We start from the raw sequence: 18,839 nt of genomic DNA on the forward strand, positions 1-18,839 counted from the left end.
TCACTTCTCCTCGCGGCTGTTGGCCAGGGTTTCGATGGTCAGGTTGTCATTGGTAAAGACACAGATGCCGGCTGCAATATGCAGACTTTTTTCCACGATTTCACGGGCACTCAAATCGGTGTTGTCCACCAGTGCACGGGCGGCAGCGAGGGCATAGTTGCCGCCGGAGCCGATGGCGATGACGCCGTCTTCCGGTTCGATCACGTCACCGTTGCCGGAGATCAGGTAGGTTTTTTCGTGATTGGCCACCAGCATCAGAGCTTCTAGCCGACGCAGAACCCGGTCGGAGCGCCATTCGCGCGCCAGATGAATCACGGCGTTGACAATATTGCCCTGGTGTTTGTCCAGTTGCTGCTCAAAAAGGTCGCGCAGGGTGATGGCATCGGCAGTGCCCCCGGCAAAGCCGGTGATGACCTTGTGCTTGGCCAGCATGTTGACCTTGCGTGCAGTGCCTTTCATTACGGTATTGCCAAGTGAGACCTGACCGTCACCGCCGACCACAACCTGATCGCCACGGCGTACTGATACTATCGTTGTCATAACAGAAAAAATCCTTCAGCCCGATAATTGAAAGAGATATGGATGCATGCGGGCGGATTTCAAGGGGGAAGCCCGGATCAGTCGATCCGGACTTCCATCGGGATGATGCTCAGCTTGCCAAGTCGGTTGCTGGCCTGGTTCATGGCGGTACGGTTATCAAACGGTCCGATGCGTACTCGATACCAGGTACCGTTGCTGCCTTCGCTGCGGTCAGTACGTACACCCGGCAGGCCTTCAAGGATCAGCCGTGCCCGCATTCTTTCGGCATCGGCCGGGTCGCGGAAGGATCCTGCCTGCAGCAGATAGCGGTGCTCCATAACGGCGTCCTTGGGCGTTGACTTGTAGGCCTCGACCTTGGGTGCCACTATTTCTGCCTTGGGCAGCTTCTCGTAAAACTCGAAGCGGCTTTCCTTCGGCTCGACCACCGGCACGGGCTCGGATTTGACTGCCGGTTTGGCAGGTACTGGCTGAACCGCTTTGGTGGCCGGTTCTGTTGCCGGTGCGGCAGCGTCCGGAGGCGTATTCAGCAGGAAGTACAGCAGATAAGCCAGCCCGGCTACCACCGCCAGAGTAACCAGCGTCAGGCCCAAGGGTAGTCGCCGGGGTGGTGGCGGAGGAGGTGCACGCCGCGGTGCTGGCTGGCGTGCCGGCTTGCGACTGGCGCTGCTGCCGCTGCGACGTTTCTGGCCGTAGTCCTGTTTCGCCATGCTTACATCTGCTCCGGTGCAGATACACCCAGCAGCTTCAGGCCGTTGGCCAGCACTTGACGTACGGCAACGCTCAGCGTCAGGCGGGCGTTACGCAACTCGGTGTCATCGATGATTAGCTTGTGGCCGTTGTACCAGGTGTGGAAATCACCTGCCAGGTCGCGCAGGTAGTTGGCCAGCACATGCGGCTCGAAATTGAGTGCGGCATGCTGCAGGGTTTCCGGGTACTTGCCCAGCTGCATTACCAGGTCCTTCTCGGTTTCACTCTCCAGCCGCTCCAGTGCTTCAAGGCCGGCGGCCTGGTCCCAGGCCATGCCTTCTCTTTCCAGCTTGCGTAGTACCGAGCAGACACGGGCGTGAGCGTACTGAATGTAGTACACCGGGTTGTCCTTGGACTCGGATTTGGCCAACTCCAGATCGAAATCCATGTGCTGATCGGCCTTGCGGGTCACATAGAAGAAGCGGCAGGCATCGTTACCCACTTCATTGCGCAGCTCGCGCAGGGTCACGAAAGAGCCGGAGCGGGTAGACATCTGTACACGCTCGCTGCCACGGTAGAGGATGGCGAATTGCACCAGTTTGACCACCAGCTTTTCGGGATCGTAGCCCAGCGCCTGAATGGCCGCTTTTACGCGAGTGATGTAACCATGGTGGTCAGCACCCCAGATGTTTACCACCTGGTCAAAGCCGCGCTCGAACTTGTTCATGTGGTAGGCGATGTCGGAGGCAAAGTAGGTGGTCTGACCATTCGCACGCTTGACCACGCGGTCCTTGTCGTCTCCGAAGTCAGTGGAACGGAACCAGAGGTTGCCCTCCTGCTCATACAGATAGCCCCTCGCTTCCAGTTGCTCCAGTGCACGCTCAACATCGCCGCTGTGGGTCAGAGATCGCTCGGAGAACCAGACCTGATAATCAACACCGAATTCGGACAGATCCTCACGAATATCACCCAGAATAGCGTCAAGACCGGCGTTGAAGACACGATCGTAGTCATCAGCCAGCATCTGCTGGGCGCGCTCGATCAGGGCATCGATATGCAGTTCCTTGTCGCCACCGGCAGGTTCATCGGCAACGATGTCGAAGAACAGCTCGGCAACGGGGACATTGAAGCGGTCGCCATGTGCTTTCAACAGGTCATGGGCGATATCGCGGATGTAGAAGCCTTGATAGCCGTTGCTGGGGAAAGTCAGTTCCTGATCGTTCAGTTCCAGATAGCGCAGCCAGATGCTGACCGCGAGGATGTTCATCTGGCGACCGGCATCGTTGACATAGTATTCGCGCTCAACCTCGATACCTGCCGCTTCCAGCAGATCGGCTACGGTGGCACCGTAGGCCGCGCCACGCCCATGGCCTACGTGCAGCGGGCCGGTTGGGTTGGCGGATACAAACTCCACCTGCATGCGCGGACCTGAGTCGGGAGTGCCACGACCGAACGCGTCGCCCTGCGCAAGGATGTCACCCACAACGGTGAAGATCGACGCCTGGCTGACAAAAAAGTTGATGAACCCCGGGCCTGCAATCTCGGTTTTTTCGACATTGGAGGAGGTCGGCAGTGCGTCACAGATCTGCTGTGCCAGCTCTCGCGGGTTGCGTCGGGCGGGTTTGGCCAGAGTCAGGGCGATGTTGCTGGCAAAGTCACCGTGCGACTTGTCGCGGGTGTTCTCCACCTGAATGCTCGGAGCGATATCGGCCGGCAGGGTGCCGTCAGCTATCAGGGAGGCAAGTGCCGTTTCGATCAACTGGGCAATCTGTTCTTTCATTGGGGTACTCTGGCTGGATTCGAAGATCAGAATGATGCAATAAACCGAGTATTATACGGCCTCGCTGTGGTTAATTGCCAATCAGTAGCTGTCAATCGGATCAACGTCGATACTCCAGCGTACCCTGCGTGCCTCAGGGTGTGCCTGCATCAGCCCGGTCAGCAGTGGCAACGCATGCTGCAGTGCGGGACGGTGCGGGCTTTGCATCAGCATCTGGGCGCGGAACAGGCCGGCACGCTTTTCCATTACCGCGGGAAAAGGGCCGATGCACTGCACGCCCTGGGGCAGCAGCTGTTGCTGTTGAGCAAGTTCACGCAGGCTGATCAGAAAGCTCTCGGCCAGCCCCTGTCGGTTGGCTTCGGCACGGATCAGGGCGTGATGGGAAAAGGGTGGCAGGTATCCGGCATGCCGCAGCCGCAACTCCTCACTGGCAAAGGCTTCATAGCCGGCGTGTACCAACGTATTAAGCATGGGATGCTCTGCATGCAGGGTTTGCAGTACTACTTCACCGGGGTGATCGGCGCGACCGGCACGGCCGGCGACCTGCAGAATTAACTGGGCGGTTTTTTCCATGCCACGAAAGTCCGCGCTGAACAGACCCGCATCCGCATCCAGCACTGCTACCAGCGTTACCTTGGGGAAATGATGCCCTTTGGCCAGCATCTGGGTGCCCACGAGAATACAGGGCTCGCCCTGATGTACCTGTTGCATGATTCGCTCCAGCGCGTGCTTGCGCTGAGTGCTGTCGCGATCGACCCGCAATACGGGGATGTCAGGAAAGTGTACCTGCAAGCGGTCTTCTACCCTCTCGGTGCCGCTGCCGGCGGGTCGCAGCTGGTTGCTGCCACACTGAGCACAAGAGCGTGGAATGGGTGTCTGACGATCGCAGTGATGGCAATGCAGGTGAGGGGGCTGACGGTGCAGGGTCATGCGCGCATCGCAGCGGGTACAGTCGACCGGAGTGCCACAGTCATGACAGATCAGCGCCGGTGAAAAGCCGCGTCGGTTCAGGAACAGCAACACCTGGGTGCCCTGGTCAAGATGTGATCGGATCTGGCTGATCAGCGCTGCCGAGAGGCCAGCGTCCAGCGTCTGCTGTCGAATGTCCAGCAGTTTGAATACGGGAGGGGTGGCATTGCCGGCGCGACGGGTCAGGTGCAGATGCTGATAGCGACCACTGCGTGCATTCTGCAGACTTTCCAGTGACGGAGTGGCGCTGCCCAGTACAACGGGGATCTTGAGCTGGTTGGCACGGAAAATCGCCAGGTCGCGGGCATGGTAGCGAAAGCCGTCCTGCTGCTTGAACGAGCTGTCATGCTCTTCGTCCACAATGATCAGGCCGGGACGGCTCAGGGGCGTGAAAATGGCTGAGCGCGTACCGATCAGAATGCGGGCGCTGCCTTCGCGTGCCCAAAGCCAGGCATCCAGGCGCTGGCGGTCGGTCATGCCGGAGTGCAGTGCCAGTACAGGCACCCGAAAACGTGCCTTGAAACGGGACAGGGTCTGTGGCGTCAGGCCGATCTCCGGCACCAGTACCAGTGCCTGCTGGCCGCGCTCAAGGCAGTATTGAATCGCCTGCAGATAGACCTCGGTCTTGCCTGATCCGGTGACGCCCTCAAGCAACAGAGGGCTGAAACCCTGTGCCGCTCGAATGGCCTCAACCGCCTGTGCCTGCTCATCATGCAGTGTCAGTGGCGCTTCACGGATAACCCCGTCGGTGAGGTCAGCATGCGGCAGGTCCGGGTGATGTTCAAATGATTGTGCGAGTCCCTTCTGCTGCAGCGATTTGAGCAGTGCCGGATCACCGCCCTCGGCACGCAGAGCATCTGCGCTGATGCCACCGGGGTGTTCCAGCAGCAGTTGCAGCAGCTCTCGCTGGCGGAACGCGCGCGCAGTGATGGCCTCCAGTGTTGCATCGGGTGCGGCGTGCCACAGTGTCTGGTGCGCAAAACGTGCAGGTTGGCCCTGGCGCAGCAGCACCGGCAGGGCCTGTTGCAGCGCATCGCCAAGAGGGTGTTGATAGTAGCCGGCTGCCCAGCGCACCAGCGCAAACAGATCATCACTGAATACCGGCGTCTGGTCCAGAACCTCGCTGACCGGTTTGAGCTTGTCGAGGGGGAACTCACTGGTGTGCTCGATTGAAACCAGAATGCCAATGGCCTCGCGCCGGCCAAAGGGGACCCGTACTCGGCAGCCCGGCTGGGCGCAGGTCTCATTCAGGGGCGGTCGGTAGTCGAACAGCCTGTGCAGAGGCGTTGGAATGGCGACGCGGTAGATCAAGATCGGGGTCCTGTCAGTGAAGGGTGTCGGTCGGCAATGCTGTGGCCCCGAGTCTAGGGCTTTTGAGCGTTACTGGGAATGGTTGAACGGTGCGCGCGAATTGGCTTGCTCGCAGAGGGTCGGCTGCGTATAATTTCGCGCCTTAACTGTAAGCATCGCGGTGCTCTGCTATTGGAGCGCTGACTATTAAATGTGCGGTGCCTGGCGTCAATGAATACGACCGGGTGGCGGCACGCCAATTTTATCGAGGTTCAAGATGAAAGCTGGTATCCATCCGGAATACAACGAAGTTACCATCACCTGCTCTTGCGGCAACGTGATGAACACCCGCTCTACCATGGGTCAGGACATGCTGGTCGACGTGTGCAGCCAGTGCCACCCGTTCTACACCGGCAAGCAGAAGGAAGCGACTTCCGGCGGCCGTGTTGACCGTTTCAAGAAGCGTTTCGGTGGTCGTGGCTTCAAGTCTTAATCGACTGCGCCAGCGCACATCAAAAAAGGCACTCCATGTGGGTGCCTTTTTTGTATCCGCGTTTTGGCTTCTGTTGTCTCCTGCGGCCTGGGCACAATGCCCGCTGCTGCCGGGTGGCTTTGATGCCGAAGTCGTGCACGTATATGACGGAGATACTGTCCGTCTGAAGTCAGGGCAGCGGGTGAGGCTGATCGGGATTGATACACCTGAAATCGGGCGTGACGGGCGCCCTGATCAGCCCGGTGCGCGTGAGGCGGGTCGTTGGCTTGAGCGGCGCGTAAAGGGTCAGCAGGTCTACATTCTGCCCGGGGTTGAGCGTCAGGACCGCTATGGCCGGTTGCTGGCACACCTGTATTGGCGCGATGAGCTGATAGCGGAAAGAATGCTGCAGCAGGGGCTGGGCTTTGCTCTGGCTGTGGGTGCCAATACCCGTCTTGCCGATTGTCTTTTCAGCGCAGAAACGCCTGCACGCATTGCATCTGAAGGTGTGTGGCAGCGCGCGCCTCGTGCTGCAATGGAAATTGATAAGTCCGGTTTTGCACTGGTCAGTGGGCGTATCAGTCGAATCACTCAAGCCCGTGCCGGTTACTACATCGATCTGGATGATCACCTGGCCCTGTTTTTGCCGGAAGCGCTTGGGATGGACCATGCTCAAATGCAGGTGGGCAAGCGGATCGAAGCGCGTGGCTGGGTACAGGATCGCCTGCAGCGGCAGAATCGGCTGAGTCATGGCCAGCAGCGCTGGCTGCTCAGAATTACCGCAGACCGGCACCTTCAGGCCAACTGAAGTCTATATTTGCATCGCCTAAAGTGCGGTTGTTGTCTATATGGCTTTTATATATGATGCAAGACCGTCTATTTACAACCTTAGTTGGAAACAGCAACCATGTCTCAAGATTTTAAACAAGCCGCCCTCGATTACCACGAGTTCCCTCGTCCGGGTAAGATCAGTGTAGAGCTTACCACCTCCGCTGAGACTTCCCGCGACCTTTCTCTGGCCTACTCTCCGGGTGTGGCCGAGCCTGTGCGTGAAATCGCGAAGGACCCTGATGCGGCTTACCGTTACACCGCCAAAGGCAACCTGGTTGCTGTTATTTCCAACGGTTCCGCCATTCTGGGGCTGGGTGATCTGGGACCTTTGGCTTCCAAACCGGTCATGGAAGGCAAGGCGCTGCTGTTCAAGCGTTTTGCCGGTATTGACTCCATCGATATCGAAGTCGATGCAGAAAGCCCGCAGGCGTTCATCGATACTGTTGCGCGCATTGCCGAAACCTTCGGTGGCATCAACCTTGAAGACATCAAGGCGCCAGAGTGCTTCGAGATCGAACGCGTATTGATCGAGCGCTGCAAGATTCCGGTTTTCCACGATGACCAGCACGGTACAGCGATCGTAACCGCTGCCGGCATGATCAACGCACTGGAGCTGGCCGGCAAGAAACTGGCGGATGCGCAGATCGTGTGTCTGGGTGCCGGTGCTGCTGCCAGTGCCTGCATGAAGCTGCTGATCAATATGGGTGCCAAGGTCGAAAATATCTACATGATCGACCGTAAGGGTGTTATCCACTCGGGTCGTGATGATCTTACTCCTGAAAAGGCCGCTTTCGCGACCGAGACCGACAAGCGCACGCTGGAAGATGCCGTCACCGGCGCTGACGTATTTGTAGGCCTGTCTGGTCCGGACCTGTTGTCACCGGAAAACCTGCTGAAGATGGCGGATAACCCGATCGTCTTCGCCTGTGCCAACCCGGATCCTGAAATCAAGCCGGATCTGGCGCGCGCGACTCGCTCTGATGTGATCATGGCAACCGGTCGCTCCGACTACCCGAACCAGGTGAACAACGTGCTGGGCTTCCCGTTCATCTTCCGTGGCGCGCTGGACGTTCGTGCAACCGCCATCAACGAAGAGATGAAAGCGGCAGCCGTGCGTGCGCTGGCTGATCTGGCCAAGCAGCCGGTTCCGCAGGAAGTGCTGAATGCCTACAACCTTATGGAGATGGAATTCGGTCGTGAGTATATCCTGCCGAAGGCGACTGACCCGCGTCTGCTGGGTGCAATCTCCAATGCGGTTGCCCAAGCCGCTGTCGACACAGGTGTTGCGCGTCTGCCGATGCCCTCGCACTACCCGATTCAGAGCGTGAAAGACATCTGATCACGGATTGAATACGGACATAAAAAAACCGCCAGTAGGCGGTTTTTTTATGTCCAATGCAGGCGTTGTTCTAATAGCCGAAGATGGCCTCGGTCGGTGGTGCCTGCATCTGCTGCTCAGGGCTGCGGGCTGTCTCTGAGGGAACATCTTCGGTGCGGAAGTATTCGCCAATGGCATTGTCCTGACCGGGCCAGGCACGCAGGCCGCTGGCCGGGTCTATGGCGATGCGTACAACGCCTTCGGGTGCCGCGGGAGGGCGGTCAGGCAGCCCGGCAAGTGCCTCTTCCATATAGTCGATCCAGATCGGCAGGGCAGTACTGCTGCCGTACTCGCCTCGCCCAAGAGGAGATGGCTGGTCAAAGCCAACCCAAACTGTTGTTACCAGGTCGGGGCTAAAACCGCTGAACCAGGTGTCCTTTTGCTCATTGGTAGTACCGGTTTTGCCTGCCAGGTCTGAGCGTTCCAGGACGCGAGCTCGCGTGCCAGTGCCACGTGTAATTACGTCGCGCATCACATCGTAGATCAGAAATGCATTGCGCTCGCTGATGACGCGAGGTGCAACAGGTGTGGGTGCGTTTGTAGAGCCCTGTGATGCTGCAGCAGGCATTGGCTCGGAGGTATCGGTCAAAACCGCTGTTGCAGTTGTGGTTTCGATGTTGGGTGCATCACAGTTGTGGCATACCGTTACGGGATTGGCCTGCTCCAGCACTTCGCCTTCGGCATTCTCGATTCTATCGATCAGATAGGGCTCTACCAGATAGCCGCCATTGGCAATGGCAGCATAACCGCGTGCAATCTGCAATGGAGTGGCGCTGGCGCTGCCAAGCGAGAGTGAGAGGTTGGCAGGCAGTTTATCGGGCTCGAAGCCGAACCTGAGCATGTATTCACGGGCCTGTTCGATACCCAGTGCGCGCATGATGCGAATCGATACCAGGTTGCGTGATCGGTACAGGGCTTCGCGCAGGCGCATGGGGCCGTTGAACTCGCCATTGTCATTTTCAGGGCGCCAGTTGCCTTCAAGGCTTACATCGTGAAACACGATAGGGGCATCATTGATGATGGAGGCGGGTGTGAAGCCGTTCTCAAGCGCAGCGGTATACAAGAAGGGCTTGATGCTGGAGCCTGGCTGGCGGTAGGCCTGAGTCGCGCGATTGAACTTGTTGTGATAGAAGCTGAAGCCGCCAACCAGTGAGCGTATGGCGCCATCCTGAGGGTTCAGGGCGACCAGAGCGCCTTGAACCTGCGGCATTTGGGTCAGGCGCAACGTGCCGTCGGTATCGGGCATCACGCGGATGATATCGCCTGCCGAAAGTACGTCGGTTGCCTTTTGGGGAGCCGGCCCGGTCCAGTGTACGCTGCGGAAAGGGCGTGCCCATTTGATGCCGTCCCATTTCAGTTCGGCCGGCTCGCCGCTACCCAGCAGCAGTTGAGCGGAGTTGTTCGTCACGGACTTGACCAATGCTGGCTCCAGGCCAGCAAAGGTGGGGTATTGGCGCAGCTGGTTGAGCTGGTCAGCTTCACTGCTGAGGCTGTCTAGATCCAGGCTGGCTTCAGCACCATGGTAGCCGTGACGATCGGTGTAGGCGAGGAGTCCCCGTCGCAGAGCATCAGTCGCTTCCTGTTGCTGGTGACTGTACACCGTTGTCCAGACGCGGTAGCCATCGGTATACAGTGCTTCGCCATACCGCTCAAACAGTTGCTGGCGTACCATCTCGGCAATATAGGGGGCATCAAGCTCGATATCGCTGCGGTGGTAGCGTGCATTGTCCACAAAGGCGATGGCTTCGGCGTGTCGTGTGCTGTCAATGTAGCCCAGCTCAAGCATTCGTCCCAGAATCCAGTCGCGTCGGGTGGTTGCACGAGCAGAGTTGGTGATCGGGTTGAACGCGGAGGGAGCCTTGGGAAGACCGGCAATCATGGCAAGCTGAGCCAAATTGAGCTGGTCGATGCTCGATCCATAGTAGGTGTTGGCGGCTGCTTCGATGCCGTAGGCGCGGTGCCCCAGATAAATCTGGTTTACATAGAGCGCCATGATTTCCTGCTTGCTGAGCTTGGTTTCGATCTGCAGAGCCAGTAGAATCTCGATAAACTTGCGTTTGAATGTCTGTTCGCGAGTGAGGAAGAAGTTTTTCGCCACCTGCATGGTGATGGTCGAGCCGCCACTCTGGATGGCACCGGTTGAGGCTAACTGAAAGGCTGCCCGGCTCAAACCCTTGATGTCGATGCCGAAATGCTCGAAAAACCGTGCATCTTCAGCCGCCTGTAATGCGTGAACGAAGTCGGTCGGGATCTGCTCGTAGCTGACCGGTACGCGTTTTTTCTCGCCGAATTCGGCGATCAGTTTGTCGTCGACCGAGAAGATCCGTAGTGGCGTTTGAAACTTTACGTCGCGTAAAGTTTGCACATCCGGTAATTGCGGGCTGAAATAGTAATAGACTCCTGCAAGTGCGGCGGTGCCAAGAAGGACGCCGATCAGCGACAAGATGAGGAACCATTTGAACAAGCGGCTTAAAATTCGCATGCTAACCTTAGAAAAATTCGGTAAAAAAATAGAGCTGGGTCATTATATAGGTGTATGCCAGCTGGTCTACAGTAAACCGACAGTTTAAATCGCGCCCGAATCAGGCTACATTGTTAGCGTTTGCGGGACTTCACCTGATTGATATAAGGAAAATGTCGTGCTCAGCTTATTCAAGCAAAAGTCTGCTGGCTGGGTGGGAGTGGATATCGGGTCCTCTTCTGTCAAGTTGGTAGCACTCACAAAACATGGACAGTCATATCAGATTGAAGGCTATGCGATAGCGCCGTTGCCACCTACGGCGGTCGTTGATGGTAATGTGGAGATCCCTTCGGCAGTATCGGATGCAATTGAGCGTGGCCTCAAGACGTGTGGCGTCAGATTGACGCACGCCGTTACTGCAGTGCCTTCCTCCGCTGTCATAACCAAGCGTCTTGAGATAAGTAATGCATTTGCAGGCTTGGACCTAGAGGATCAGGTACAGGTTGAGGCAGACCAGTTCATTCCTTACCCGCTGGACGAGGTTGCGTTGGACTTTGAAGTGCTCGGTCCAGTTAACAAGGCTCCTGGGCTGAACGAAATACTACTCGTGGCCTGTCGTCGTGATGATGTGGATAGTCGTGAAGATGCCATTAACGGCTCAGGTCTGAACTGTGCAGTGGTTGATATCGACACTTATGCTATTGAACGCACGTTGCCTTTGCTTGAGTCAGAAATAGACGCGAATGCCGTTGTTGGAGTGGTTGATATAGGCGCAGCCACTTTGACGCTCAATGTGTTTCGTGGCAATCGCATCATCTATAACCGCGAGCAGGCGTTCGGCGGTAATGATCTGACCAATATGGTCCATCAGCATAAGGGTATTGAAGTGGCTGAAGTTGAGAGGCTCCTCAGTACTGGAAAGCTCGACGCCGAAACCATGGAGATCCTGGTTTTGCCGTTCCGTCAGAGTGTGGTGCAACAGGTGTCGCGTGCGCTGCAGTTTTATTATTCCTCCGGTTCCCAGGGGCAGCTGAGTAAGCTCTACTTGGCTGGTGGCACTTCAGGTCTGAAGGGGTTGTCCGAAATGATTGAAGAAGAGATCGGTGTGACAACACGGGTTGCCAACCCTTTCGATACCATGCAGATCGGACCCAAGATCAATACGGCCCGACTGGAAAAGGATGCCCCAACTCTCTTGAAGGCGTGCGGGCTGGCTCAACGAAGCTTCGAAATTTAGGGATCACAGGGATTATGTATGGCGCGTATTAACCTAAGACCCTGGCGCGAAGAACGCAACGAAAAGCTGCAGAAGCGTTTTATCGGCAATATGGTCGGTGCGGCGCTGCTCGGTGTGGTTGTCGTGCTGGGCGTCAGTTACTACTACGACCTTCAAGCTGATCGGCAGGATGTGCGTAACAATTACCTCCGTGCCGAAGTCGTCAAGCTGGACCAGAAAATCAAGGAAATTCAAGAGCTTCGTGCCAAGCGTGAACGTCTTCTGGAGCGACTCAATGCGATCCAGCAGTTGCAGGGCAATCGCCCGGTTATAGTGCGAAACTTCGATGAAATGGTTCGGGTGCTGCCAGACGGCATCTACTACCAGAGTCTTGTGCGCCGAGGAGAGGTTATTACTATCGATGGCCTTGCTGAAGATAACAATGACGTATCTTCCTTGATGCGACGCTTGGATGGGTCAATCTGGTTCAGCGAACCTGACTTGAGCCGAGTCGACAAGTCTGAAGGCCTGAAGCGCTTCAATATGAAGGCAGGTATGACCCGCCCGAAAGCAGAGGAGGCCAACTGATGCAAATGAGCGGTCTCAAAAAAGCCTTCCAAGGCTTTGATGTCAATAATGTTGATGTCAATCAGGCGGGTAACTGGCCCGTTGGTATCAAGGCTATTGTCTACATTCTTGTATTTGCCATTATTGTGGGGGCTGGCATTTACGTACTGATCAAGGATAAGCACGTTGCCGTGGAGCGTGAAATGACCAAAGAGCAGGAGCTGAAAGAGGAATATCAGCGCAAGGCTTTTCAGGTCGCCAGCCTTGATGCTTTGCGCAAACAGATGGCGGATGTGGAGAGTCGGTTCGCCGAGCTGCTGAAGCAGCTTCCGACTGACAAAGAGGTACCCGGTCTGCTGGAAGACATTACTGAAATAGGGCGCTCAGCGGGTCTGGAGTTTGACTTGATCGCCTTGCAGCCTGAGAAGCGCGAACAGTTCTACGTCGAGTTGCCCATACGCATTCTGGTGCGTGGCAACTATCACCAGATGGGTGAATTTGTCAGCGGTGTGGCTGCGATCAAACGTATTGTCACACTGCACGACTTTTCGCTCAAACCCGGCGGAGATAACGGTTTGACCATGGAAATCAGCGCGAAGACATACCGCTATGATGATACGAAATAAGGAAGGACAGGTAGTGCGTCTTGGGCTGACCCTGTTGCTGTTGTTGCCTTTGTCAGGCTGTATTTGGGTGGATGACACCGAAGACTTGGAGCGTTACACCCAGGAGCAGCGAGCGAACCCCAGTGGCAAGGTCGAACCTCTTCCAACATTCAAGCCCTATGAAAGCTTTGTGTATGAGGGGGCAAGTCTTCGGGACCCCTTCAGGCCACTGATTCGAAACGATGGCTCTGAACGAGACTTTACGGCGGAAGATAACCTTGCTCCTGATGCCGAACGGCCCAAGGAGTACCTGGAAGGCTTCTCTGTGGATAAGCTGACGATGGTAGGTACTATCACCGTTCCGAGGAGCGAAGTCTTGTGGGCATTGATCAAGGACCCTAACAATGAGGTGCATCGGGTTACAACTGGCAACTACCTAGGCAATGACTATGGTGAAATTGTCTCGGTTGGCGAGCGCAGGCTGGAACTTGTAGAAATTATCTCCAACGGACGAGGCGGTTGGATGAAACGTCCCCGTACTCTGAATATTGAAGAGCAGGATTGATAAGGATGCAGACCGTGAATACATACAGACGGACCGAAAACCACCGGATGCAGACCGGACGCCAGGCTTGTTTCTGGCTCCTGCTGAGTGTGCTGGCGCTGGCCCTCATTGGGCGTACGGCAGAGGCCCAGGATGCAGCACTGAAGAGTGCCTCCTTCGTCTCTCTGCCCGGTAAAAAGGTAGAAGTACGGCTCGATTTTGATGTTCCGCCACCGGTACCCAAGGCCTACATGATCGAGAGCCCTCCACGGCTAGTGATGGACTTCTGGGGCGCACGTAATGAAATGGCACGCAAGATGCTCTCTGTCAAATCAGGTGATGTTGACAGCCTGCACTTTGCAGAAGCCAACGGGCGCCTGCGCATCGTTACCAACCTGACGGGTTCTGCCAGCTACAAAACCTATACCGAAAACAACAGTCTGTTTATTGAACTGGGTGGTCAGAGTGCAGATATCGTACGCGGAACCAGTGCGCCAGTAATTACTGCAGCGCCAGCAGCTGTGCCGCATGAAGGGGCCCGCATGCCGGCAGCAGCAGATGATCGCACCCGAGTCCGGGGCATCGACTTTCAGCGCATCGATGGCAATCGTGGTCGAGTGACTATTGATTTAACAGACTCTCAGTCTGGCCTTGATATCGTTGAAGAGGGTAATAATGTCGTTATAAATCTGCTGGGTGCAGGGCTGTCTGATGCACTTGAGCAGCGCCTGGATGTACAGGACTTTGCTACACCAGTGTTGTTCATCGACTCGATGGTGAAGGGCGAAAATGCCACTATCCTGATCAAGCCTTCGGCTGAGCCCTATGATTATATGGCATATCAGAGTGGTAACCAGCTGGTTGTGGATTTCAAGCCTCTTACCCGTCAGGAGCAGGATGAGCAGCGAAATTTGTTCCCCTATACCGGCGAGAAAATCGACCTGAACTTCCAAAATGTTGAAGTTCGCACGGTGCTTCAGATCATTGCCGAAGTCGCCGAGAAGAACCTGGTGGTCAGCGATAATGTTCAAGGAAGTATCACGCTGCGTTTGAAAAACGTGCCTTGGGATCAGGCGCTGGATATTGTGCTGAAAACCAAAGGTTTGGATAAGCGTGAGGCAGGTAATGTATTGCTTGTGGGTACTGCGTCTGAGATTTCTGAGCGTGAAGCGTTGGAAATGCAGAGCCAGCAGCAGGAGAAAGAACTCGCACCCTTAGTGACTGATTTTATCCAGATCGACTATCGCAAGGCCTCTGAAATTCGGGAGCGTTTAACAGAAGCGCAACTGATATCTGAAAGGGGGTTCGTTGTTGCAGATGATGAAACCAGTCTTCTGATGATCCGCGACACTGCGAAGCAGATGGAGCAAATAAGGCGTACCATTAAGCGGTTTGATGTTGAAATTGAGCAAATTATGGTACAAGCGAGGCTCGTAACAGCAGAGGTGAACAATACCAAGGAGTTGGGTATCCGGTGGGGGGCTGGTGTTGTCGGCGGCGGTGATAACCATCAGTGGAAGATAGGTGGGTCACCAAACGCACCTTCAACACCTTTTGTCGACTCGACAGATACTATTCCTGGTAATCTGATGGTAGATATGGGGGTGACACCGCAATCTTCGATAGCTATTGGGTTTATTAACAATTCATTACTGTTGTCGGCAGAGTTGTCCGCTCTTCAGACTGACAATAAGGTTGATATCCTGTCTCAGCCGAAAGTGCTGACAACGAATGGCAAAACAGCCATCATTCAGGCGGGTCAAGAGGTTCCTGTTCAGAAAACAGAGGATGGCACTGTTTCGATTGAGTACAAGGATGTTGTGCTTAAATTGGAAGTTACCCCTCAAATTATTCCTGGTGGGAAAATCTCCATGGATATTCTGATTAATAAGGACTCTTTAGGTGGCACTTTGTTTGATAACATCATCATCAACAAGCAGGAGCTGTCTACCACAGTTGTTGTTGGCGATGGCGAAACACTGGTGCTCGGAGGTATTCTTGAGACTGAATCAAGAAACAATGTTTCGAAGACCCCAGTGCTGGGTGATATTCCAGTCATTGGTAATCTATTCAAAACCCGCTCGAACAATGCTGAAAAGCGCGAACTCTTGATCTTTATTACTCCCGAGATGATCCGAGAGTCGCTCAGACGATAAGAACAGAGTTGTAAAAATTTGAACGTTTTCCTTATTGGCCCTATGGGTGCTGGCAAAAGCACCATAGGGCGTTTGCTTTCTCAAGAGCTTGGGTTGGAATTTCACGATTCTGACCGTGAAATAGAGACGCGCTCCGGAACCAATATCCCGTGGATTTTCGATGTCGAAGGCGAAGAGGGCTTTCGTCAACGTGAAGAAACTGCCATTGATGAACTGACCCAGTTAGATGACATCATTCTGGCAACCGGTGGTGGTGCTGTCTTGCGTGAGGCTAACCGACGGAACCTGCAAGGCAGAGGTACTGTCGTTTACTTGCAGACATCAATTGAGCAGCAACTGGAGCGTACTGCAAAAGACCGCAATCGTCCTCTTTTGCAGACAGAAAACCCGCGAGCTGTACTGGAGCAACTGATTGAACAGCGTGACCCGCTTTACAGGGACTGCTGCGATCTATTGATTCGTACTGATCGACGTCACCCACGTGGCGTGGTAAATGATATTATTCGTTTCCTGAAGCGACAGCAGCCGCTGAAAAAAATCTGATTCACTCTGTTTCCGGAGACTGTTCTCATGCAGACATTGACGGTCGATCTTGGCGTCCGCAGTTATCCCATTTTTATCGGCCAGGGTCTGTTGCAGCAAAACCTGCTGCTACCGTATGTCAACGGCCGCCAGGTGATGGTGGTCAGCAATGAGACTGTTGCTCCGCTCTATCTTGACGCGCTGTTGCAGCAGTTTCCGGGTAAACAGGTGGATAGCGTAATCCTGCCGGATGGTGAAGCATACAAGGATCTGCAGCATGTCAATCTAATCTTTGATGCGTTGCTCGAAAAACGGCATAACCGAACAACTACGCTGGTTGCGTTGGGCGGTGGTGTTGTGGGTGATATGACCGGTTTTGCGGCGGCGAGTTACCAGCGAGGCGTGAATTTTATCCAGGTGCCTACGACATTGCTGTCGCAGGTCGACTCGTCTGTTGGTGGCAAGACAGGCGTAAATCATCCACTTGGCAAGAACATGATCGGAGCTTTTCATCAGCCTCAGGCTGTATTGGCGGCGACAGATGTACTTGGCAGTCTACCGGAGCGTGAACTGTCTGCCGGTCTGGCGGAAGTGATCAAGTACGGTTTGATTCATGATGCCAAATTTCTCGATTGGTTGGAGTCCGCCATGCCGGCGCTGCGAGCACGTGATCCTGAAGCGCTCGCGTACGCCATCTATCGCTCATGTGAAATCAAGGCTGAGATTGTAGCGCAGGATGAGCGAGAGTCAGGTATCAGGGCGCTGCTGAATCTCGGGCACACCTTCGGCCATGCCATCGAAACCGACCAAGGGTACGGTAATTGGTTACACGGTGAAGCGGTTGGGGCCGGGATGCTGATGGCCGCCAACCTTTCAGCCCGAGAGGGTTGGATAGGCGAAGCAGAGCTTGCCCGTGTCGAACGCCTTCTGATAGCGGCAGGGTTGCCTGTCGCACCACCCGAAACGATGAGCTGTGAGCGATTTATAGAGCTGATGGCGGTGGACAAAAAGGTGATTGATGGAAACTTGCGTCTTGTTCTGTTGCAGCAGCTTGGACAGGGTGTCGTAACGGCTGACTTTGCTGCGAACAAACTTGAACAAACTCTGATCTGTGGCCAGTCACTGGGGCGGATCGGATAACAGGACAGGACGTCATGAGTATCCCGACCCATTACTATGAACCGGAATCTCGCCTGCAGCAGAGGGATAAGCTGCAACACCTGGTGCGCTTCTCCGATTTTGTCATGTTGATTATTGGTGAAAACGGTGTTGGTAAATCAGCCTTGCTTGAACAGCTTGTGCCTGATGATAACAGGACTTTGGGGCGTGCCGTCAGGCTGCAGCTTGATGAAACAACTGATGTGACCAGTCTGCTGCAACAGTTGACGGGTGCTCTCGACTTTGAATCTGCAGCTGATAATCGACAGCGCCTGAAACAGATGCATGTGTTGGCGCGCCAACTGCGTGAAGATGGTTTGGCGTTGATCCTGTTGATAGATGATGCCGATTTTCTGACCAATAACGCTCTTGAGCTGCTGGTGAACTTTGCTACCTTTGAAAAAGGGGTTCCGCCGCGAGTTCTGCTGACCGGTACTACAGAGTTTGAAGAGCGTTTTCGGGGGCTCGGGTTGGCTGAACAGCTGGAAAGCCACCTGCATGTGGAAAGGCTTGAACCGTTCACCCCGGATGAGTCGGCTGATTTTGTCGAGTCCCTGTTACCTGATGACGGCACTGATCTGGGGAAGCGACAGTTTGCAGCGCTGATTGAGCGCTCGCAAGGGTACCCCGGGAGGTTGCGTGAGCAGGTAATTGAGCTGCTGCGTAGCGGCCGTTTGAAGTCTCCAGGCAGCAACAACCGGCTGCTTCTGCCGCCCAGGCATATCAGTGCGGCCATTCTGGTGCTTCTACTGGTGTTTGGTGTCGCTGTCTGGCAGTACCTTCCTGATGAGGATAGTACTCCAGTGGTGGCGGAGAGAATTACGCTTCCCCTGCCTGTAAGGCCGGAGCCTCAGCCGCGACTTGAGAATGCTCAGGAGTACCCGTCACCCGCTGCGCCAGATCGAGCATCAGAAAACACTGAATCAGTTACAGCAGTTGGCCCTGAAAGCCAAGTTGCGGCAATCGATGCAGAACAAGGTGGAACTGATGTAAGTGTTGTCTCGGATGGATCGGCTGTATCCGAGCCCCCGGCTCTGACGGAGCCCAGGCCAGAGCCAAAACCGGAGCCCAAGCCAGATCCAAAACCGGAACCCAAGCCAGAGCCAAAACCAGAACCAAAACCGGAACCCAAGCCAGAGCCAAAACCACAAATCGTGGCCGAAACAGGTGGTGTGGCCCAGCAATGGTTGAGAGAAGAAGAACTGCTTGGCTGGCCGGAGCAGGGCTACACCCTTCAGGTCATGGGTGCGCGTTCAGAAACCAGCGTCAGAGACTTTATTCAGGCGCAAGAGCAGCCACAGCGGTTCTATTATTTCCAGACTATTTTCAAGGGTGCCCCCTGGCATGTGGTTGTGTATGGTCAGTACGCTGACCGGGCGGCGGCAACCAACGCAGTGGCAGGTTTGCCCGAATCCCTGCGTAAACTCCGCCCTTGGGCACGCTCGATTGCCGGGGTAAAGGCGGATATCCGCAAAAAGTAATTCTGCAGCAAGGGGGTATCCTGGCTGTAATTATATGTGCCCTAATATAGGGCGCATAATGCAACTATTTTTGCTGTTTTGCACTATCATGGTGCAATATTGGCAACAATTTTCTTGAGTCCGACCTCTTCCATAGGTAGAATTGCTTCCCCTTTTTGCCCACAATTTGATCAGCGGGAGAA

General features: G+C 55.2%; 16 protein-coding genes. 11 read left to right on the forward strand and 5 right to left on the reverse strand.

What is annotated here, in order from left to right:
• The 4 genes from hslV to ABIE61_RS08055 form a co-directional block, all read right to left on the reverse strand.
• Positions 1-540, reverse strand: coding sequence for an ATP-dependent protease subunit HslV (gene hslV / locus ABIE61_RS08040; protein WP_091827227.1), 540 nt, complete (start codon positions 538-540; stop codon positions 1-3).
• A 77-nt stretch (positions 541-617) separates the two neighbouring features.
• Positions 618-1,247, reverse strand: a complete 630-nt coding sequence (locus ABIE61_RS08045; RefSeq protein ID WP_354408349.1) for an SPOR domain-containing protein — start codon at positions 1,245-1,247, stop codon at positions 618-620.
• 2 nt (positions 1,248-1,249) lie between these two features.
• Positions 1,250-3,007, reverse strand: coding sequence for an arginine--tRNA ligase (gene argS, locus ABIE61_RS08050; RefSeq protein WP_354408351.1), 1,758 nt, complete (start codon positions 3,005-3,007; stop codon positions 1,250-1,252).
• An 81-nt stretch (positions 3,008-3,088) separates the two neighbouring features.
• A complete protein-coding gene (locus ABIE61_RS08055; protein ID WP_354408354.1) occupies positions 3,089-5,287 on the reverse strand; it encodes a primosomal protein N' in 2,199 nt (732 codons plus the stop codon).
• 256 nt (positions 5,288-5,543) lie between these two features.
• Between ABIE61_RS08055 and rpmE the strand changes: the two genes are divergently transcribed.
• From rpmE to ABIE61_RS08070, 3 genes are all read left to right on the forward strand, one after another.
• A complete protein-coding gene (gene rpmE, locus ABIE61_RS08060; RefSeq protein ID WP_091827249.1) occupies positions 5,544-5,759 on the forward strand; it encodes a 50S ribosomal protein L31 in 216 nt (71 codons plus the stop codon).
• On the forward strand, positions 5,713-6,546 hold the full coding sequence (locus tag ABIE61_RS08065) for a thermonuclease family protein (protein ID WP_354408357.1): 834 nt from the start codon (positions 5,713-5,715) through the stop codon (positions 6,544-6,546). The genes rpmE and ABIE61_RS08065 overlap by 47 nt, the downstream gene beginning before the upstream one ends.
• Positions 6,547-6,645: 99 nt before the next feature.
• A complete protein-coding gene (locus ABIE61_RS08070; protein WP_354408360.1) occupies positions 6,646-7,908 on the forward strand; it encodes a malic enzyme-like NAD(P)-binding protein in 1,263 nt (420 codons plus the stop codon).
• Positions 7,909-7,978: 70 nt separating this feature from the next.
• On the opposite strand, the gene ABIE61_RS08075 is transcribed toward ABIE61_RS08070, so the two are convergent.
• Positions 7,979-10,390 (reverse strand): penicillin-binding protein 1A, encoded by a 2,412-nt coding sequence (locus ABIE61_RS08075; protein ID WP_354408363.1) that lies wholly within the window; start codon positions 10,388-10,390, stop codon positions 7,979-7,981.
• A 196-nt stretch (positions 10,391-10,586) separates the two neighbouring features.
• On the opposite strand from ABIE61_RS08075, the gene pilM reads away from it, so the two are divergent.
• The 8 genes from pilM to ABIE61_RS08115 are packed head-to-tail and all read left to right on the forward strand — an operon-like array spanning position 10,587 to position 18,657.
• The gene (gene pilM, locus ABIE61_RS08080) at positions 10,587-11,645 is read left to right on the forward strand and encodes a type IV pilus assembly protein PilM (RefSeq protein WP_354408366.1); all 1,059 of its coding nucleotides are present in this window, start codon (positions 10,587-10,589) and stop codon (positions 11,643-11,645) included.
• 18 nt (positions 11,646-11,663) lie between these two features.
• Complete coding sequence (locus ABIE61_RS08085) at positions 11,664-12,212, forward strand: PilN domain-containing protein (RefSeq protein ID WP_206836940.1); 549 nt, start codon at positions 11,664-11,666, stop codon at positions 12,210-12,212.
• On the forward strand, positions 12,212-12,817 hold the full coding sequence (locus ABIE61_RS08090; protein ID WP_206836937.1) for a type IV pilus inner membrane component PilO: 606 nt from the start codon (positions 12,212-12,214) through the stop codon (positions 12,815-12,817). The genes ABIE61_RS08085 and ABIE61_RS08090 overlap by 1 nt, the downstream gene beginning before the upstream one ends.
• On the forward strand, positions 12,801-13,361 hold the full coding sequence (locus tag ABIE61_RS08095) for a pilus assembly protein PilP (RefSeq protein ID WP_206836934.1): 561 nt from the start codon (positions 12,801-12,803) through the stop codon (positions 13,359-13,361). Before ABIE61_RS08090 ends, ABIE61_RS08095 begins: the two co-directional genes overlap by 17 nt.
• Before the next feature lie 5 nt (positions 13,362-13,366).
• Positions 13,367-15,496: a type IV pilus secretin PilQ gene (locus tag ABIE61_RS08100; protein ID WP_354408369.1), complete on the forward strand. Its 2,130-nt coding sequence runs from the start codon at positions 13,367-13,369 to the stop codon at positions 15,494-15,496.
• 18 nt (positions 15,497-15,514) lie between these two features.
• Positions 15,515-16,039 carry a shikimate kinase AroK gene (aroK, locus tag ABIE61_RS08105; protein ID WP_354408372.1) on the forward strand — a complete coding sequence of 175 codons (525 nt, stop codon included), beginning with the start codon at positions 15,515-15,517 and terminating at the stop codon, positions 16,037-16,039.
• A 27-nt stretch (positions 16,040-16,066) separates the two neighbouring features.
• Positions 16,067-17,158, forward strand: coding sequence for a 3-dehydroquinate synthase (gene aroB, locus ABIE61_RS08110; RefSeq protein WP_206836928.1), 1,092 nt, complete (start codon positions 16,067-16,069; stop codon positions 17,156-17,158).
• Between the two features lie 14 nt (positions 17,159-17,172).
• Positions 17,173-18,657, forward strand: a complete 1,485-nt coding sequence (locus ABIE61_RS08115) for an SPOR domain-containing protein (protein ID WP_354408375.1) — start codon at positions 17,173-17,175, stop codon at positions 18,655-18,657.
• Positions 18,658-18,839: the final 182 nt, after the last annotated feature.

It is taken from the genome of Marinobacterium sp. MBR-111 (assembly GCF_040547585.1).
Classification (GTDB): Bacteria; Pseudomonadota; Gammaproteobacteria; order Pseudomonadales; family Balneatricaceae; genus Marinobacterium; species Marinobacterium iners.

What these genes read in the sequence shown, in the direction of transcription:
- hslV (WP_091827227.1), bottom strand. Translation starts at nt 540, where the DNA reads ATGACAACGATAGTATCAGTACGCCGTGGCGATCAGGTTGTGGTCGGC.
- ABIE61_RS08045 (WP_354408349.1), bottom strand. Translation starts at nt 1,247, where the DNA reads ATGGCGAAACAGGACTACGGCCAGAAACGTCGCAGCGGCAGCAGCGCC.
- argS (WP_354408351.1), bottom strand. Translation starts at nt 3,007, where the DNA reads ATGAAAGAACAGATTGCCCAGTTGATCGAAACGGCACTTGCCTCCCTG.
- rpmE (WP_091827249.1), top strand. Translation starts at nt 5,544, where the DNA reads ATGAAAGCTGGTATCCATCCGGAATACAACGAAGTTACCATCACCTGC.
- ABIE61_RS08070 (WP_354408360.1), top strand. Translation starts at nt 6,646, where the DNA reads ATGTCTCAAGATTTTAAACAAGCCGCCCTCGATTACCACGAGTTCCCT.
- ABIE61_RS08085 (WP_206836940.1), top strand. Translation starts at nt 11,664, where the DNA reads ATGGCGCGTATTAACCTAAGACCCTGGCGCGAAGAACGCAACGAAAAG.
- ABIE61_RS08090 (WP_206836937.1), top strand. Translation starts at nt 12,212, where the DNA reads ATGCAAATGAGCGGTCTCAAAAAAGCCTTCCAAGGCTTTGATGTCAAT.
- ABIE61_RS08095 (WP_206836934.1), top strand. Translation starts at nt 12,801, where the DNA reads ATGATGATACGAAATAAGGAAGGACAGGTAGTGCGTCTTGGGCTGACC.
- ABIE61_RS08100 (WP_354408369.1), top strand. Translation starts at nt 13,367, where the DNA reads ATGCAGACCGTGAATACATACAGACGGACCGAAAACCACCGGATGCAG.
- aroB (WP_206836928.1), top strand. Translation starts at nt 16,067, where the DNA reads ATGCAGACATTGACGGTCGATCTTGGCGTCCGCAGTTATCCCATTTTT.
- ABIE61_RS08115 (WP_354408375.1), top strand. Translation starts at nt 17,173, where the DNA reads ATGAGTATCCCGACCCATTACTATGAACCGGAATCTCGCCTGCAGCAG.